The following is a 15,775-nucleotide window of genomic DNA, read 5'->3' on the forward strand; positions in this document are numbered from 1 at the left end:
TCCACAACCATCCGAACCGCTCGCTCGCGAACCTCAGGTGAAAACTTGTTCGTCGTCTTGCTTGTCATGGCCTCTTCCTCTCAGGAGTTGAGGCCTCCGGCAAACCCGGCGCGGTTCAGATCACCGTGTGGTCGATGGCTACTTCGAAGCGTTCGAGGCGGCGTTAGACGACGCTGAGAAGAAGGCCCTGGCCGACAAGATCTGCTTAGCGCTGAAAGTGCATATGCAGATCGAGGAAGAGCTCTTCTACCCGCCTGCGCGCGAAAAGACCGGAGATGGCAACCTGCTCGACGAGGCCCTTGTCGAGCACACTGGCGCCAAGACCTTGATTGCCCAGATCGAGGCGATGCTCCCGGGACAGCCGCTCTACGACGCCAAGGTCAAAGTGCTCGGCGAGCAGGTTCGCCATCACGTCGAGGAGGAAGAGACCGAGCTCTTCCCCGAGGTGCGCGAAACTAACATCGACCTTGAGGCGCTTGGGGCCAAGCTAGCGGCCCGGAAGGCCGACTTGATGACGCTCCTCGCTCCGATCCCCGTCGTCTAGCCAATCAGTCGCCCCCAGCCGGCGTAGCCCTATTGGGCGTCCGCGCCCATGAAAGACCTTCCATGCCCAAGACCCTGCCTCCGACCCCGTCGCAAGCCGCCCAAGCTGCCGACGCCGATACCGCTGCGGATATCGGAACTCTGGTCGCGCCGGGCGGCGAGCTTCACCAACAGGCAGCTGGCCCTGAAACCCAATTGACGACCAACCAGGGCGTTCCCATCGGCGACAACCAGAACTCGCTGAAGGCCGGCGCCAGAGGTCCTGTGCTCCTGCAGGATTTCATCCTGCGCGAGAAGATCACCCACTTCGACCATGAGCGGATCCCCGAGCGCGTGGTCCACGCCCGCGGCTCTGCAGCACACGGCTTCTTCGAGTGCCTGGAAGATTGCTCCGACATCACCGCCGCTGACTTCCTGCAGCGCCCGGGTGAAAAAATCCCGGTGTTCACCCGCTTCTCAACCGTCGCCGGCAACAAAGGCTCGGCCGACCTGCCCCGTGACGTGCGCGGCTTCGCGGTCAAGTTCTACACCCAGCAGGGCAACTTTGACCTCGTCGGCAACAACATTCCGGTGTTCTTCATCCAGGACGCCATCAAGTTTCCGGATCTGATCCATGCGGCCAAGCAGGACCCCGACCGGGAATTCCCCCAGGCGCAGACCGCGCACGATACGTTCTGGGACTACATCTCACTGACACCCGAGAGCATGCACATGATCATGTGGATCATGTCGGACCGGGCGATCCCGCGGTCCTTGCGGATGATGGAGGGCTTCGGCGTTCACACCTTCCGTCTGGTCAATGCCAAAGGCGCCTCCACCTTCGTCAAGTTCCACTGGCGCCCGAAGATCGGATCGCAGTCGGTCGTGTGGGACGAGGCGTTGAAGATCAATGGAGCCGACCCCGACTTCCACCGCCGCGACCTGTGGTACGCCATCGATAGTGGGGATCTCCCCGAGTGGGAGTTCTGCCTGCAGACCTTCAGCCAAGAACAGGCCGACGGCTTCGACTTCGACGTCCTGGACGCCACCAAGCTGATTCCGGAAGAGCTCGTTCCCCTGCGCGTCGTCGGCCGTATGGTGCTAGACCGCAACCCGGACAACTTCTTCGCCGAGACCGAACAGGTCGCCTATTGCACGGCCAACGTCGTGCCCGGCATCGACTTCACCAACGATCCCCTGCTCCAGGGCCGGTTGTTCTCCTATCAGGACACCCAGCTGAAGCGCCTCGGCGGGCCCAACTTCCATCAGATTCCGATCAACCAACCCAAGTGCCCGTTCCATAATTTGCAGCGGGACGGCCACATGCAGATGGCGGCGCCCAAGGGCCAAGTGAACTACGAGCCCTCCACCCTGGGCCCCGACATCGCCCGCGCGTCGCAGGACATTGGCTACAAGACCTTCCCAGCCGAGGAGGCTGGCGAGCAACTGCGGATCCGGCCCGAAAGCTTTGCCGATCACTACAGTCAGGCCCGCATGTTCTTCGCCAGCCAGACCGAGCCGGAGCAGAACCACATCGTGTCGGCGCTGGTGTTCGAGCTCAGCAAATGCCTGCTGCCGCGCGTGCGTGAGGCAGTGCTGGCGCGCCTGATCAACATCGATCAGACCCTCGCCCTGAAGGTTGCCGCCGGCCTGGGCTTACCTTCCGAAATCGTTCCGGCCCCTGTCACCGTCGAAGCGAAGGCCATGGCGCCTTCTCCAATGCTCAGCCTGCTGGCCAAGGCGAAGGCGACGTTCGAAGGCCGCAAGGTGGGCGTCCTGGTCAGCGATGGGTGCGATGGGGCCTTGGTCGTCGAGCTGAAGGCCGCTGTCGCCGCCGCGGGCGGCAAGGTGGAGATTATCGCTCCAACGATCTACGTATGACGTCCGCTACGGGGGAAATGATCCCCGCGGATCACAAGATCGACGGCGGTCCCTCGGTCCTCTTCGATGCCGTCGCGATCCTGCCGTCCGATGCCGGCGGAGCCAAGCTGGCCCTCGAGGCTGCTGCGGTAAACTTCCTGCGTGATGCCTTCGGCCACCTGAAGGTCATCGGCTACCTGCCGGCGGCGGCGCCGCTGTTCGTCAAGGGTGGAATCAATGACGCCGCACCGGACACCGACGCGGGGCTCCTCGCCTTCCCGGCTGCAAGCGTCAATGATTTCGTCGCCGCGGCTTCTGCGGGACGCATCTGGGCGCGCGAACCGATGGTGCGCCCCATGCCGACGGATATTATCCCCCCTACACCAGCCGCCTGATCGGGCATATGAGCAGCCCCTTCCTCATCAGACTTGGCGTGGGGACCGCTAGAGCTGGCCGCTCCGGGCTTCGACTGGTCAGCCTCGCTCTGGCGGGTGCGGTCCTGGTATTGAAGATGCGGCAGCCCCGCGCGCCGAAACCAGCCTGATGGCCCAGGTCGATTGCCTGATCATCGGTGCGGGGCCGGCCGGACTAACGGCGGCGATCTATGCCGCCAGATTTTGGTTGTCCGTCGTTGTGGTCGACGGGGGAGCGAGCCGGGCTGCACTGATCCCCTGCACGAGAAACCATTCGGGATTTCCGGACGGCATCTCAGGCGTCGATCTCTTGGGACGTATGCGGACCCAAGCCCTGAAGTTCGGCGCCGCGATCATTCCCGCGACCGTGGAGGCGCTTGAGCACGGCGAGGGTCAGGGGTTTAAAGCGACAGGAGACTTCCTACCCATCGAGGCGCGCGCGGTCATTCTCGCCACTGGAGTGACTAACCGCCGGCCCCCGATGGAGGCCGCCGTCCACGATGAGGCCCTCAAAGCCGGCCTGCTGCGCTACTGCGCGGTCTGCGACGCTTTCGAGGTGACGGATCGCAAAGTCGCCGTGATCGGAACCGGCGCACACGGTGTCAGGGAAGCCGCGTTCCTGCGAGCATACACCCAAAGAGTGACGCTAATCGCGCCCGAGGGGCCCCACGAACTGAGCGCTGCCGAACAGGGCCGACTAGCTAAGCTGGGCGTAGTACCCCATGCAGGGCCCGCTCGCGATTTCAGGCTGCAGGGCGATCAGATCACTCTTGAGCACAGTGAGGGGCGCGAAGCCTTCGACACCGTCTATCCGGCCCTCGGGTCAGACATCCACTCGGATCTGGCGCGGAGCCTGGGCGCCAGCCTGACCGATGAAGGGTGTATTCGGGTCGATGGCCAGCAGCGGACTTCAATCCGCGGGCTTTATGCCGCTGGCGACGTCGTTATAGGCCTCGACCAGATTAGCCATGCAATGGGTGAGGCGGGCGTCGCGGCGACCACCCTACGGAACGACTTGGCGCAAACAAACGACCCCTTGCGCTAACTTGGGGCATTGGAGGGGCGTAAATCTCCCCACGGTCATCCAAAGTTGTTCGGAACACCTTGTTCGCGCAACGGCGGACCATGGTATGGCTCGCTTGCGCCCTGGCGAACTTCGCCCTGTTCCACCTCGTGACGGTCTTTCCGCCCTCTTGGGTCACGCTGTTCGCCAATGAAGCGCCCGTGCGCTTCCTCATTATCGAGGCGCTCGGCGCCGTGGTGGGCCTGCTGGCCGTAATGGCGTCCGGGCTGACCGCGTCGGCCGCCGGCCCCTGGGCATCTCGGCCGTGCTGATCGGGGCCTACAGTGGATTGGCGCCTCAGCTACTCAATGCCGGCCGGATCGGTGAAAGCTTCTTCATGTTGGTCGGCTTTTGCCCTGTTGGGCCTAGCTGTACGCGGCGGAGCAAAAGTAGGCCACTGGACGACACCCTCGTCGCCCTTCCTGAAGGGCGGCCCGTCCCTGGGCGTCGGCACGACCCAGCTGCACAACAAGACCGTGGTCTATAACCACAAGCGCCATGGCAAGTTCGCCCTGGGCGGTCGCACCTATGATTTCCGCATGAAACCCGCGGTCCCCAAGAAGCTCAGCCGGGAGTTCCTGCTGGTCGATCTGGTCAACAATCTCGACCAGCTCGGCGAAGACCCCCGGGGAATCTGGAGCGGGTCAAGGATCGCCTGTCCTCGAGCGACACGGCGCGCCTGAAGAAGGCCGCCCAGATCTATGGCTCCGAACGGGCCAAGAAGATCTTCGCCCGCGCTCTGGCCGAGGTCAGCAATTCTGGGATGTCGGGATCGATCTCAGCCAACACCGGCCCCGGCGTTCGGAAGCTCGTAGCGGGAGATCTGGATCGACCCTTCGACGACCTCCACCTCGAGGGCCTCGTTGATCAATCCACCGGCCGCCACGTCGTCAAGCGCGGCGTCGAATAAAATCCGCTGCTGATCAGGTGGAACATTGGGGATCAGGATCATCAGACCGGCGTGGATGTCCTCCTGGGCGTAGAGGCGCCGAAAGTCCTTGGCGTTGTTGGTGACGAAGGTGAACTCGCCCTCGCGGATCGGCGCCATCAGGTTCCAGTCCTGCACGCCACTGAGGCCACGGTAGTTGACGTGCGTCGCCTCGTGGCCGCGCTCGACCGCGACCTCCACCAATGAGGTATGCAAGCACTCGTCGATGAGGAAATTCACCCGGCCGCCGAAGCGAACGGCTTGGTCCGGCCCGCCAATGGGTCAGACTTCAAGGGTAGGCGCTTGGTGCTCTTCAGCTTGAGACCATAGTCGCTCAGGGACTTCGGGCGGCCACGCCGGGGGTGAGCCGCCACCCAAATCCGGGCCAAGTCGAGCAGCCGTTCTGTGAGCTTGGGATAACCGGAGAGCAGCTCTTCCGCCGTGGCGCCGGCATCCAACATGGCGGCGATGCCGTAGACGGGTATGCGGGTGCCCTTGAACACCGGCTCACCCCCAAGGGTCGCCTTGTCCTTGGCGACAATGGCCTCCGCCGCCTCTAGATCGCGCACGCCGCGGTCGACTTGTTTGCGGGCCTCACCGACATCGACGATCAGTAGCTCGTCGGCCTTCACTGTCTTAGCCTTGGGCGTGGCGGCGATCGCCACAAACAGGCGATGGCGCCGTTCAGCGGACAGTGTATCGCCGACCCCCCGCCACACACGAAGACGCACGAGGTCCTCGCCGGTCAGGAAGCGCGGGCCGACTCGCTTGACGGGTTCCGAGGTCACGGCGCGCGCCTTCGCCACCGGCTCGACGATGTGCTTGTCGATGGCGTTGTGGACGGCTTTCAGCTTCAGTCCACTGACCGCGCCGGCTTCGGCGGGTGTGTAAAGGCGGGCGGTGTCGGGCATTTAATCGTTCTCCTAGTGGAGAACAATAAGCCTGCGCAGGCGATTTCGCAAACGGCGTTCCGGCGAGACGCCAAGTGGGCGCCCAAGCTCTAGGTCAGCCACGCCCCGACCGCCTGGCAATCGACACAGGCTTCCAGGACATAGGCGTCCCCCTCGCGCGCCATCACGCGGCTCACCTCCCTGACCCGCCGCCCCGCCGCCGTCCGCTCGATGTAGATGATGACGTTGATCGCCTGGGTGATCGCCCGGTAGGGAATCCGCTGGGTCACCTCCCCGATCAGGTCCTCCAGGCGCGTCAGTCCCTCCAGGGCGCTGTTGGCGTGGATCGTCGCCAACCCGCCAGGGTGACCCGTATTCCATGCCTTCAAGAGATCCAGCGCCGATCCGTCCCTCACCTCCCCGATGATGATCCGGTCTGGTCGCAGTCGTAGCGTGTCGCGGACCAGGTCGGTCATGGTGACCTCCGGCTCGGATCGTTTGGTCAGCATCTGAATCTGGTCCTCCGCCGAACATTGAAGCTCGGCGGTGTCCTCGATCAGGACCACCCGATCGTTCGCAAACGCCGGCTCGGCCAGAATGGCGTTCGCCAAGGTCGTCTTGCCCGATCCCGTACCGCCTACGATCAGCATGTTCTGCCGGTTGTCGGCCGCAGCGCGGATCGCATCGGCTTGGGCCTCGCTCATGATCCCGCCGGCGACGTATTCCTGCAGAGTGAACACCACCTCCGGCCGTTTGCGAATCGCGAACGCAGGGCTCGAGACCACGGGCATGAAGGCGCCCTGGAAACGCTCCCCGGTCTGCGGCAGGGTCGCGCTGACCCTTGGATGATCGCGGGTCACCACTTCGCCGGCGTGGTCGGCCAGCAGCCGCAGAATCCGATCGGCGTCCGCAGGCGCCAGGTGCTGACCGGTCCACGACCGCCCCTCGCCTATCCGGTCCACCCAGATCTTGCCGTCCGGGTTGACCATCACCTCCACCACCATGCGGTCGGCGAGCGCACCGGCGATGACCGGCCCCATGGCCTGCTTGAGAGCGGCGACCTTGCGGTCCTGGACGACGGGGTGGTGCTGCATGAGGGTTCGATCCGCGGGCGGGTTTGCGTCAAAGCTAGGTGGAGCCGTCGTCTTCATGATCGGCCTGATCCGCACCCCGGCGCACGATCGGCGTGGGCTTGGGTGGTTTCGACTTAGCGAGGACGGCGTCCGACTCTGCATCGGTATCGGAAACCGCGCCGCGTCCCTTGCCCCCTGCCCGCTTGACCTTGGGGACATAGGCTGGAGCCGGCTCTTCCGCCTCGCAGCCCAGCCAATCAATCCGGGCAGGCCCGGGAAGGTCCGCCGCGCCGGGCTTTTGGATGTATTTGGCGGGCTTGCGGCCGTAATAGTCGCCGGTGCGGATCCTGAAGAACGGCTCCTGATAGTAGCGGATCTTTTCGGCCCGGATCGGCTTGGCGTTGTTGACGAAAATGAACTGCTCGTTGTCGGGCAGCTCGCGAACGTCCTCCTCCGACAGAATGTAGCGCTGCTGTTCCGACTGCGACGTGGAGCGGTGCGAACGGCCGAAGAACGAGCGGGGATCGCTGTAGCTCTCGCGCATCTCCAGCGATTTGCCGGCGCGCCGGATGACCTTCTCGATGCTAGTCGGCTCTGACGTCGCGAAAGTGACCGTGATGTGCATGTTGTCGAACAGGGACGTCTTGTCCCCATACTTGGAGAACACGTCGTTGAAGCTCTGACAGACCAGGTGGGCGGTGATGCCGTAGCCGGCCATTTCGCCCATCGCGTTCTCCAGGAACGGCAGGCTGCCCAGTTTGGCAAATTCGTCCAACATCAGCAGCAGACGGTGGCGCTTCTCCCGCCCGCGGCTGTCGACATGCTCGCTCTCCATCAGGCTGTTGATGGTCTGGCGGGTGAACACCCGCACCAAGAAGGCCAGCCGGTCGGCGTGGGCCTGCGGCGTGATGATGTAGAAACTGACCGGCGCCGCGGAACAGACGAGGTCGCCGATGGAGAAATCCGACCAGCTGGTGGCGTACTCGACCAACGGGTCCGCCCAGAGCGAGAGCGACGCCCGGCAGGTGGCCAGCACGTTCGAGCGCACCCGGTCTTCCATGCTTTCGAGCGCCGCGGCGCCGAGCAGGACCTCCGGATGGGTCTCGATAATCGCCTTGCCGTCCTCGCCCCGGGCAAGCCCGCCGGGGGCGTGGTAGTCGGGCCGCTTTCGGTGTTTGGTGAATTTCATCGCATGCAGCGTCGGCTCGATGTTGATCAGCAACCGGCGGACCTGGGCGAGGTTCTTCTTGTCGTCGGGTTCGCTGTAGAGGACGTGCAGGATCACCGCCGTGAAGAAGTCCGTGGCGCTCTGGTCCCAGAAGTTCAGATCGCCGGCTTTGCGCCCGAGCGGATCGACTAAAATGCCGACGACGTTCTGGATGTCGGCGATCTCCATCACGCCCTTGCGGACCTCAAACAGCGGGTTCCAGCGCACCGTGTTCGGATCTGTCGGCGCGAAATAGAAGACGTGGCTGAACGTCTTCCGGTGATCGGCCGTGATGTGCCAGAGCTCGCCCTTGCGGTCATAGATGAAGGCGCTCTGTGGCCAAGCGACCAGCGTCGGAACGACGTGACCGGCGCCCTTGCCGCTGCGCGAGGCACCGACGATGATCGCGTGCTCAATGCCGCTGTAGACAAGATATTTTCCGCCGAACCGGCCCAACACCCGCCCGCTGACCGCCGAGCCCGGCTGGAAGAGTTTAGCCTTGGCGATGTCGGCCATCGTCGCCCAGGAATCGACCCCAAAGGCCCTCGGCTCGCGTGTCTGGCGCCGCGTCGCCGCCACCATCAATAGGATTGGCGCCATGGCCACCGCGAGGCCAATGAGCATCGCCCTATCGAACGGCCGCGGATACGATTGGTCGAATTTCATGAACCAGCCGACGAACGACCACGGCTTGTAGATTCGCACATGCCCGAGGTCGAACAGCCCGCCCCCAAATTCCCGCGGGTAGTGGAACACGTGCGCGATCTGCTGGGTCGAAATCGCCAACGCCGCCAGGAAGGCGAAGATGGCGACCGGGAGGATGGCCCGGGCGCGGCTTGCTGAAGTCATGGGTTCACCTCCACCTAAAAGTCCGGCATCAGGCCACGGACGATGGTGCGGCTCTTGCCGCGCCGCAGTCGCTCAAGAGCCTGCTGCTGTTCACGCGCCGGATACCCCTGGATGGCTGTCCGCGCGGCCTGTCCCAGGTCGCGAAACATGCGCGTCGGGTCGGGCGGATCGGCCTTGACGCGCAGCGTCGTGTGGCCGAGCTCCTGAGCGATCCGCAGGTCGTTGAAGGTGGTCAAGGCCGTGTCCAACCGCTTGTCCTGGCGCTTGATGTTGCGTTCCAGGGTCCGCATCTGCGTCTTCGTTTTCGCGGCCGCTTCGAGCGTCGGCTCGCGCCGGGCGGCGATCAGCGCCTGCCCCTTCGGCGAGCGCACCCAGTCCTGGCGGACACGCAGCTCCACATCGGCCTTGCGGTGATCCGCCCGGGCGCTGGCCAGCGCGTTGAGCTCGGCGTGTTTAGCCCAGATCATCCGCGCCGGATTGCGGACCCACTGGACCAGTCCCAGACGCCGTGACCGCGTCTCCTTCACCCGCGCCTCGGTCCGTTCGAGACGGGCCGCCGCACGCGCCCGGATCGCCGCCGCCGGCGCCGTGATCTCCCGCTCGATCTGCTTGGCGGACGGGATTTTGGGGATGATGAGTTGATCGTACTCGGCCTGGGATTTGTCGCGGTCGCGGACCATTTCATCGCGGACGGCCCGCGCCTCGCTGATCAGCGCCGAGACCTTGGAATCGATTTCCGGCGACGCATCATGGGCCTGGTTCGAGCGCTCCTGATAGTCGCGGCGCTTGGAGGCCTTTTCGCTGTTTTCGAGCCCCACGGCGCGGTTGATTACGCCGCGATCCGAACGGACATTCTTGCGCTCAAGCGCGCTCGCCTCCGGTCCCAAATGCACCGTCGGATCGCGGTCGATGCCGCGCGCGGCGAGGCTTTCATCGGACACCTGCGGCGCGCCTGGACCGAGATGCCGGCGCAGGTGCTCGTTCTGAACCTCAGCCCACGGCTCACGCAGACCGCGCACGAATTGAGCATGGTTCCATTCGCGGTCTTTCCTACCGAACCCGCTAGGCCCGACCCCGCGCGTCGTCACCAGGATGTGGGCGTGGTGGTTGCGATCATCACCGGTTTTGCCGGGCCGATGGATGTTGATATCGGCGATCATCCCTTTCGCGACGAGGTGCTCACGGACGAAGTCCCGTACCAACTCACGCCGCTGCAGGTCGGTCAGCTCGTGGGGAAGCGATAAGAGCACCTCCTGAGCCGGTACGGCGTCCTTACGGCGCTCTGATGCCTCCGCGGCGTTCCATAGCGCACTGCGCCCCTGAAGCGCCGCTGGCGCCCCCTCGGGGGCCATGATCTCGCTGTGGGCGATATCGTTCTTGCTTGAGAAGTCGAACTCCATGCCGAGACGCTCGTCGATCAGCAAGGAGCCCGAACGATAGGCCGCGGCCGCCACGACGGACCGGCCCGCGCTCCTCTGGATCGTTTTCACCTCAAGCCGGTACTGGGCCACTTGGCTTCCTTTGTCCGCCGCATGGCGGCGGGATCGCTAAGGGCCCCGGCCCTTGGCTCAGACCCCAGGCCGACGAAGGCCCAACGGGGTTTGAGGCTGTCGGGCGGAGCCTGACCGCGGCGTTGGGTGGGCGTAGCCCAACCAATGAGGAACTGCGCCATTGTCCGTAATTACTGTTCTGCCATGGATAGACCACGACGTTCGTTATTAATATGTTTAGGCCGCTCGGGGCTTTTGCGACAACTATGGTGTGTGCCATGACCACGGTCGATAAGCGTCGAAGAAACACTCGCCCGTCGAAATATCGCCCGCGAACCGAGGCGCAGAAGGAGCAGCGGCGCGAGCTGTGGATCGCCCGGTCGGAGGATCGCGAGCAGGGTCGGCGGGTCTCTGAAGAAGACGCGCTGAAGCTCCGATTGGACGAGCTGGAAAGCGCGCTTCGCGATGCCGGCCATGACGGCGTGCATCGCCGCCGCCACGCCACGCCGCTCGAAGATATCGAGGACGACGAGCAGCGTTTCCTGGTGCTCAAGGCCCGCGTTGAACGGCTCGAAGCCCTGTGGTCGATCAACCAGCGCAAGCGGGAAACCCGCGCCAAGATCATCATCGGCGGCGCGTTATTGGCCGAGGCCGGCGAGGATCTGCTGGCCGGTGACGCCGAGCTCCTCGCGCGCCTGGTCGACATCATCGACCGCCGTGTGGAGGGCATCCGCGACCGCCTCACCGTGCGCGAGCTGCTGGGCAATGTGCCGCTCTCGCTGCGCCCCGGAGGCGACGTTGAAGAAAGCCCCGAGAGCGCCCTCCCGGCCGAAGGTGAGGCCCTTCCAGACTTCGATCTGATGGCGCAGTCGGCGATGGCCGACGAGCCGGTCACGAGCTTCCTGCCCAGCGACGTCGATGCGGATTACGCCGACTTAGATGGCTCCTGGCAGGCAGCGTGATCACTGCCGCCACGCGGTCACTGTCCCGTCCTGGCGAACGAAGATCGCTCGGGCGCCGTCGGCCGGTTGAGGCAGGCGATCTCCGCCCTCGCCCGCCCAGTCCGGGGTCTCCGTAGGCGCCGTCACGGCGGCGGCGGCAGGAGCCACGAGGGCCCGGTTCTCGCCCGCGAAGATCGCGCCGCCGGCGGATTGCCAAGGGTCAGGCGCCGCGGGGCCACGAGGCGCTGCAGCCGACCGGCCAGCGCCAGGCGTCGAGCCCCCTCCCCTGCCCGATTCCACGTAGAAGCTATGCGCGCCGATCACCGCCGAAGGCGGGGCGCCCCCGAAGTTCACCAGCCCTGCCGAGACCTCGCCGCGGGCCGCCCGGCCGGCCACGATCTGCGGGTTCTGGAAGAACCTGGCGCCATTGGTCGGATCGGGTAGCCGGCCCTCCAGGGCCAGGTTGATGATGGTGTCGATCCGCGCCTGCCGGGCCTCCGAGACCGCCGGCAGGCTGCGCCAGCTTCCCCCTGCGCGCATCACCGGCTCGAACTGCCGCCGGGCGTTGACGACCGCCTCGACCGACCCGCCCCAGCGGCCATCGGCGAGGCGATTGATGATCGTGTAAACGACGCCCGCCAGGCCACTGTCGCCCTGGTTCGCGGCCTCGGCGTAGGCGACCCGCGCGATGGCCTCCCGCGCATCAGGCGAGGAGACCAGTGTGGCCAGGGACCGGACCGGCGGAGTGGCTCCCGCGAACGGCGTGGCGGGGGCATACACCCCTGGGCAGTTCACGCCGGTTGGAACGGGCTGAGCCGTCTCGCCCCGAGCCAGGAGGGCGCAAAGAGCAGCAAGGGCCGCAGGATCCATCATCGGTCTCCAGAGGAATGAATTGAGGGGCTCAGCGGCCGAAAGACGCCGAGGATCTCGCGCGTCGTCACCGGTCCGAAATAGCGGCTGTCGAAGCTGTTCGGGATGCGATCGGAGAACACGAAGAACTCGCCGCGCGCCATCGCGCGGCAACCGGTCCAGCGCGGCAGACCCACACCCCGGCTGTCATGGGTGAGCACCGGCGCGCGACGGATCCCGTTGATCGTCAGCGTCCCGCCATCAGTGCAGACGTGATCGCCCTCCCCTGCGGCAATCGCTTTCAGGATTGGAATTTGGCGCAGATAATCCATCTGCCCATTGGCGTAGGGAAAGGCCGGCGCGGGCGCCTGAAAAGCGATGATCGCGCCACGGGCGGGAGGGCCCAGGGTGCGGACATAAAGCCCCAAAGGCTCGCTTGGAGTGCGGTTCCAGAGGAGCGCCGGCTGCGGCAGGCTGGCGGCGAGGACCGCCGCAGCGGCGACAGGAAGAACCGCCCACGCCGCCAAGGCGGGGGTCAGCCCCCTCGCCGGGCGGACGGACGATTTTCTCATGCTGACTTGGCCTTGTCTTCGCGCGCGCAACCGAGCCACAGGCTCGTCAGCGCTTCAGGCCAAGATGTGGCTCATGCCCGGTGTTTGTGGGCTTCGGACGCCCTCTCGGGCGCACCGGCCGGCCACTGATACCCCGACGATTTGCAGAAGTTGCCAATTGGTAAGGTCGGCGAAAATGCAGGCGGCGTTTGCAAGCCGGCGCAGGTCGGCCGGGGTGCAAGAGCTACGGGCCGGGCTAGCCGCGATGAGCCCGCACGTTCTGACACTTCCAGGCCAGCATCGGCATGGCCGCAATGCGGACCTGGACTTCCGGGGCGACGTCGAGCCCGCCGGGGTCGATCTCGCCGCGATCGAGAATCCCGTCGAGGAACGCCGTCTCCGCCGCGTTGAGCTCAAAGAGCGGCGCGAGCCGCGCCCGACACTCAGCGACGGTTAGAACGATCCAGGCCTCTGGACCACCCGCGGCGACGAAGCGGTTCTGGGGCAGACAGATGGCGAGCTTCTGGCGTAGTTCGCGCGGATCGCCGCCGATGGCCTCCACGGACGCCAGCCGCCAGTCGCGCCGCCCGGCGGCGCCGTAGGCGAGCACCGCCGCTTTGATCTTCGCGCAGTCCAACCCGTCGATGTCGAGGATCCGGCGTGCGTCGAAGAGATCTCGCGCGGCGTTGCGGTCGATCAGGGCGACGAGTTTGCCGGCCACGACCTCGTGCAGGTCCAGAACCGCAACGCCGGAGGCGCGGACGCCGCCTAGATCGACGGAGTCCATTTTGACTGCGCCGAAGAGCGGCTGGCGGGATATGGAGTTGATGTCCACCTCGAGCGAGCCGCCGCCGCCCATGGCCGAGGCGAACCTGCCGATCCATTTGCCCCCGGCATGGTCGTCGGGCTGACGCCGGATGGTGTAGCCCTGGGCGGTCAAAAGCCGGTTCAGGGCAGCGTCGACCTCGGGCCGATCGGCTCCCATGTCGGCGCGGTCCAACGCTCCGACATAGTTAAGGTCGATATCGACCGACATCCGGTCCAGCGCCAGGTGGAGGACGTTCAGCGCCGTGCCGCCCTTGAGGACCATACGGTTCGCAAGGATGAGGTCTCGGGCGATCTCCTGCAGCACGTCGAGAAGCCGCAAGACCTTCTCCAACGTCCCGGCCTGCAGGCCGGTCTCGTTAGCCAGGCGCTGGAGGGTCTGGGCGGACGGCGCGCTCACGCCAAGCCTTCAAACCTGGCGTCGATGACCGCCTCGGGAAGTATCACCCGCCACCTGGACGCAAGGCGGCCGGCGCCAGGAGCGGCGCCCAGGGCGTAGCGGTTCTGCTTCGGCGCCAGGGCCTCCAGGCGATCCAGGGCGCCCGAAGGAGCCCCCAGCTCTTGGCGGCGTTCCAGCCACCAGCCGGCCGCGCCGGCCGCCGTGGCGTTCCCCAGCGCTGCGAGGCGGTCGATCAACCGATCTGGATCGAGCCCGCCGACTAGGTCGAGCGAGCAGATCAGTTCGTCGGTCCCGCCAGCGAGATCCGGGCGATCAAAGAGGTCCGCGATGGTGCATTCGAGGGTGGTTGCACGAACCGGTTGGCCGAGGCGGTCGACTGTCGTGAGGTCGGCGTCGCCGTAGGGCGCCGGCGCCTTGATGAACCGGCACGTGAACCCGTTGGCGGCCAGCACGCCGGGCTGCCCCGTCGCCACCACCTGAAGATCGAAGCTCTCCGAATAGGCATAGCCCTGGAGTTCAAGCGCGGAGTGGTAGGCGATCACGCCGCCGGGCCGCAGCCGCGAGCCGGCGAGGAAACGGTCGACCGACCAGGTTTCGGCGTTGGCATGCTTGGGGACAGAGGCGAACACGCCGCGTGCGACGCGGCGGATGTTGCCTGCCTTAAGGTGTTGGGCCAGCATGCTGCTCACCACCTTGTCGGCCGGCGCGCGGCCGATCGCGCGCGCGTATTCGGCGCGGTCAAAGACCGGGGCGTCGCTGAAGAAAGGTGCGGAGCGCTGCCGTGGCATTTGAGGCTTCTAGGTCGTCACGCATGAAGAAAGATATATATAACCTGTAACCTTCTTCCGCTAGGGAGAACTAGACGGTCTCAGCGCCGTCCTGCAGCCAGAACCGGGCCAAGAGGCCCCCGAAAGCGCGCTCGGCGTCGGCCCGGCTCCCGCCAGCTTGGAGCAGAAGGGTGACATTTACCTCCTTCTTGCCCTTGGCCTCGACCCGGAAAAGCGGCCGGCCACTTGGCGACGAGACAACCTCGGCCGGGGCCTTGCCTGACTTCTTGGGGGATCCTGACTTCTTGGGGGCGTCGGCCGCCGCCGCGAGGCGGCGAATGACGTCCTGCGGCTTCAGGGGAGTCCCCTCCCCTTTTTGGTTGGCGATGACGCCCGCTTCGGCCAGCACCCGGCGCGCGCGATCATCGGGCTTGAGCAGCGGCTTCAGCTGCGTGACGTGCTTGATCTTCAGCTCGTGCGGATCAGCGAACGCGGCCACGAGGTCGCCGGGCAACCGAGCCAGGTCGAGGTAGCGACTGAGCCAAGCCTCCGACACGTTGAGGCGCCCAGCCATGTCCTTCTGGCGGCCGCCGTAGTGGCGACCGAGGGCTTTCAGATAGTCGCGCGCACGCTCAATGTCGCTGAGGTCTTCGCGGGCCCGGTTCTCCAGGTCGGAGATCCGGAACGCCTCTTCGTCGTTGAGGTCGCGAACCTCCACCAGAAAGCGGAAATCGGTGTAGTTGTGAGCGCGCAGCCAGGTCACGGTCCAATGCCGGCGCGCGCCGCAGATCACCTCGAACTCGATGTCCGGCACGCCGCGGACCCGGCGCACGATCGCTGGGACCTCCTGGCGGCCCTGGGCCTTGAAGCTCTCGATCAGGTCCGCGCAACGGGTCTCATCCAGCGCGGCGTAGTCGCGATTGTGCTCGCTCCAGAGCCGGCAGCGGGCCGGATCGACTTGCTCGATCGCTCGTCCCACGACCGCGCCGGAAGCTAGCTCGGCCATTCGGTTTTCCCGGCTCGCCAGGATGCCGACTGGCATTCGGGTCGGGGCCTCCGGCTGGGGCGCGGCGGCGTCGAGCGAGCCCATCAATCCGGCAGTGAAGGAACGGTTCTTGGAGCTCATGAGCGCGCCCTTTCATCTCGA

17 protein-coding genes are annotated in these 15,775 nt (G+C 65.6%); 7 read left to right on the top strand and 10 right to left on the bottom strand.

Annotation, left to right across the window (positions count from 1 at the left end; genetic code table 11):
• Nucleotides 1–127: 127 nt before the first annotated feature.
• From ACP7AG_RS18985 to ACP7AG_RS19010, 6 genes are all read left to right on the top strand, one after another.
• On the top strand, nt 128–544 hold the full coding sequence (locus ACP7AG_RS18985) for a hemerythrin domain-containing protein (RefSeq protein WP_426032766.1): 417 nt from the start codon (nt 128–130) through the stop codon (nt 542–544).
• Nucleotides 545–606: 62 nt separating this feature from the next.
• Nucleotides 607–2,403, top strand: coding sequence for a catalase (locus tag ACP7AG_RS18990; protein ID WP_426032768.1), 1,797 nt, complete (start codon nt 607–609; stop codon nt 2,401–2,403).
• The gene (locus ACP7AG_RS18995) at nt 2,400–2,777 is read left to right on the top strand and encodes a hypothetical protein (RefSeq protein WP_426032770.1); all 378 of its coding nucleotides are present in this window, start codon (nt 2,400–2,402) and stop codon (nt 2,775–2,777) included. Before ACP7AG_RS18990 ends, ACP7AG_RS18995 begins: the two co-directional genes overlap by 4 nt.
• Nucleotides 2,778–2,925: 148 nt before the next feature.
• Nucleotides 2,926–3,840, top strand: a complete 915-nt coding sequence (locus ACP7AG_RS19000; protein ID WP_426032772.1) for an NAD(P)/FAD-dependent oxidoreductase — start codon at nt 2,926–2,928, stop codon at nt 3,838–3,840.
• A gap of 80 nt (nt 3,841–3,920) precedes the next feature.
• Complete coding sequence (locus ACP7AG_RS19005; protein WP_426032774.1) at nt 3,921–4,130, top strand: hypothetical protein; 210 nt, start codon at nt 3,921–3,923, stop codon at nt 4,128–4,130.
• Between the two features lie 87 nt (nt 4,131–4,217).
• Nucleotides 4,218–4,541, top strand: a complete 324-nt coding sequence (locus ACP7AG_RS19010) for a hypothetical protein (protein ID WP_426032776.1) — start codon at nt 4,218–4,220, stop codon at nt 4,539–4,541.
• A gap of 95 nt (nt 4,542–4,636) precedes the next feature.
• Here ACP7AG_RS19010 and ACP7AG_RS19015 read toward each other — a convergent pair whose 3' ends face one another.
• The 5 genes from ACP7AG_RS19015 to mobQ form a co-directional block, all read right to left on the bottom strand.
• Nucleotides 4,637–5,026 (bottom strand): DUF5615 family PIN-like protein, encoded by a 390-nt coding sequence (locus tag ACP7AG_RS19015; protein WP_426032778.1) that lies wholly within the window; start codon nt 5,024–5,026, stop codon nt 4,637–4,639.
• The gene (locus ACP7AG_RS19020) at nt 5,023–5,697 is read right to left on the bottom strand and encodes a DUF433 domain-containing protein (protein ID WP_426032780.1); all 675 of its coding nucleotides are present in this window, start codon (nt 5,695–5,697) and stop codon (nt 5,023–5,025) included. Before ACP7AG_RS19020 ends, ACP7AG_RS19015 begins: the two co-directional genes overlap by 4 nt.
• Before the next feature lie 89 nt (nt 5,698–5,786).
• A complete protein-coding gene (trbB, locus tag ACP7AG_RS19025; protein ID WP_426032782.1) occupies nt 5,787–6,770 on the bottom strand; it encodes a P-type conjugative transfer ATPase TrbB in 984 nt (327 codons plus the stop codon).
• 34 nt (nt 6,771–6,804) lie between these two features.
• Complete coding sequence (locus ACP7AG_RS19030) at nt 6,805–8,742, bottom strand: type IV secretory system conjugative DNA transfer family protein (RefSeq protein ID WP_426032784.1); 1,938 nt, start codon at nt 8,740–8,742, stop codon at nt 6,805–6,807.
• Nucleotides 8,743–8,819: 77 nt separating this feature from the next.
• Entirely contained in the window at nt 8,820–10,316 is a 1,497-nt protein-coding gene (gene mobQ, locus ACP7AG_RS19035) for a MobQ family relaxase (protein WP_426032786.1), read from the bottom strand.
• Nucleotides 10,317–10,573: 257 nt separating this feature from the next.
• Here mobQ and ACP7AG_RS19040 point away from each other — a divergent pair, with 257 nt between their 5' ends.
• A complete protein-coding gene (locus ACP7AG_RS19040; protein ID WP_426032788.1) occupies nt 10,574–11,257 on the top strand; it encodes a hypothetical protein in 684 nt (227 codons plus the stop codon).
• Here ACP7AG_RS19040 and ACP7AG_RS19045 read toward each other — a convergent pair whose 3' ends face one another.
• From ACP7AG_RS19045 to ACP7AG_RS19065, 5 genes are all read right to left on the bottom strand, one after another.
• Entirely contained in the window at nt 11,258–12,109 is an 852-nt protein-coding gene (locus ACP7AG_RS19045; RefSeq protein WP_426032790.1) for a cell wall hydrolase, read from the bottom strand.
• Nucleotides 12,106–12,612: a S26 family signal peptidase gene (locus ACP7AG_RS19050; protein ID WP_426032792.1), complete on the bottom strand. Its 507-nt coding sequence runs from the start codon at nt 12,610–12,612 to the stop codon at nt 12,106–12,108. The genes ACP7AG_RS19045 and ACP7AG_RS19050 overlap by 4 nt, the downstream gene beginning before the upstream one ends.
• Nucleotides 12,613–12,892: 280 nt before the next feature.
• The gene (locus ACP7AG_RS19055) at nt 12,893–13,861 is read right to left on the bottom strand and encodes a nucleotidyl transferase AbiEii/AbiGii toxin family protein (RefSeq protein ID WP_426032794.1); all 969 of its coding nucleotides are present in this window, start codon (nt 13,859–13,861) and stop codon (nt 12,893–12,895) included.
• Nucleotides 13,858–14,649, bottom strand: coding sequence for a type IV toxin-antitoxin system AbiEi family antitoxin domain-containing protein (locus ACP7AG_RS19060; protein WP_426032796.1), 792 nt, complete (start codon nt 14,647–14,649; stop codon nt 13,858–13,860). Before ACP7AG_RS19060 ends, ACP7AG_RS19055 begins: the two co-directional genes overlap by 4 nt.
• 70 nt (nt 14,650–14,719) lie before the next feature.
• Complete coding sequence (locus tag ACP7AG_RS19065) at nt 14,720–15,754, bottom strand: ParB/RepB/Spo0J family partition protein (RefSeq protein WP_426032798.1); 1,035 nt, start codon at nt 15,752–15,754, stop codon at nt 14,720–14,722.
• Between the last annotated feature and the right edge of the window lie 21 nt (nt 15,755–15,775).

Source organism: Caulobacter sp. DWP3-1-3b2, assembly GCF_049896325.1.
GTDB lineage: Bacteria > Pseudomonadota > Alphaproteobacteria > Caulobacterales > Caulobacteraceae > Caulobacter.